This window comes from Kineococcus glutinatus, assembly GCF_039542765.1.
GTDB lineage: Bacteria > Actinomycetota > Actinomycetes > Actinomycetales > Kineococcaceae > Kineococcus_A > Kineococcus_A glutinatus.
Genome location: NZ_BAABIL010000197.1, coordinates 1 through 1,292, shown reverse-complemented (window position 1 = coordinate 1,292; position 1,292 = coordinate 1). Strand labels below are relative to the sequence as shown.

Genomic DNA, 1,292 nt, shown 5'->3' with positions numbered 1-1,292 from the left:
GCCGAGGGTTCCTCCACCACCGACGGGGCGTACGAGACCCTCCTCATCCGCCACCGCAGCAAGCTGCAGCTCATCGCCGGTTTCCTGCGGGTCGTCACCGGCACGCACGAGTTCGTCTCCCGCACCGAGCCGTACCGCTTCGCCGCGGTCACGCCGATGCCGCTGCAGATGGACGGCGAGGTCCACGACGTCGACGCCGGGGCCGAGGTCGTCGTCCGCTGCGCGGCCGGGGCCCTGTCCGTCGTGCGCTGAACCCCACCCGGAGCGCGGTGGGGCCGCCCCCTCAGGCCCCGCCGCGGCGCCCGCGGCGCACCAGGAGCAGCAGCAGGCACGGCGCCCCCAGCACGGACGTCACCACCCCCACCGGCAGCTCCACCGGCAGCAGCACCCGCCCCAGCAGGTCCGAACCCAGCAGCAGCGCCGCCCCCGCCAGCGCCGAGGCCAGCAGCGGCTCACCCACCGACCGGCACACCCGCAGGGCCAGCTGCGGCGCCACGAACGCCACGAAACCCACCGGCCCCGCCACCGCCGTGGCCAGCGACGCCAGCACCACCGCCGCCAGCAGCAGCACCCCCTGCGCCAGCTGCGGGCGCACCCCCAGCGCCCGCACCGTCGCCGGGTCCAGCCGCAGCACCTCCAGCGTCCGCCGGCCCGCCGCGCACCCGGCCAGCACCACGGCCAGCGCGCCCGCCAGCAGCGGCACCCGCGCCGCGTCCACCCCGTTGAGGCTGCCGGTGATCCAGCGGGTGGCGCTGGCCAGGTCGGGCAGCTCCGCGCGCAGCAGCAGCCACCCCGTCACCGCCGACAGCGCCGCCGCCACGCCCAGGCCCACCAGCACCAGCCGCAGCCCCGCGACCCCGCCGCGCCAGGCCAGCAGGTAGATCGCCACCGCGGCCAGCAACCCGCCCAGCAGCGCCGCCACGGGCAGCCCGAGACCCGCGAGGGTGCCGCCGCCCAGCACCAGCGCCGCCACCGCCGCCGCGCTCGCCCCGGCCGTCACCCCCAGCACGTCGGGGCTGGCCAGCGGGTTGCGGCACACCGACTGCGCCAGCGCCCCCGCCAGCCCGAACGCCGCCCCCACCGCCGCGGCGGCCAGCGCCCGCGGCAGCCGCAGCTGGAGCACCACGAACCGGTCCAGCCGCTGCCCGCCGCCGCGCAGCACGTCGAGCACCGCCTGGGTGGACAGGGTGAGGTCCCCCAGCCGCACCTCGAGGACGAACAGCACCACCACCAGCGCCGCCAGGCCCGCGCAGGCCACCGCCCCGCGCCCGCGCCGCCGCACCGACGGCGCG

At 78.9% G+C, this 1,292-nt stretch carries 1 protein-coding gene and 1 pseudogene; one reads left to right on the top strand and one right to left on the bottom strand.

The features are described 5' to 3' along the window. Window positions 1-252 (top strand): annotated as a pseudogene (locus ABEB16_RS08455) (diacylglycerol/lipid kinase family protein); the annotation flags it as partial. Between the two features lie 31 nt (window positions 253-283). On the opposite strand, the gene ABEB16_RS08450 reads toward ABEB16_RS08455, so the two are convergent. Further along, on the bottom strand, window positions 284-1,292 hold a 1,009-nt coding region (locus tag ABEB16_RS08450; protein WP_345711817.1), incomplete at its 5' end, for an iron chelate uptake ABC transporter family permease subunit.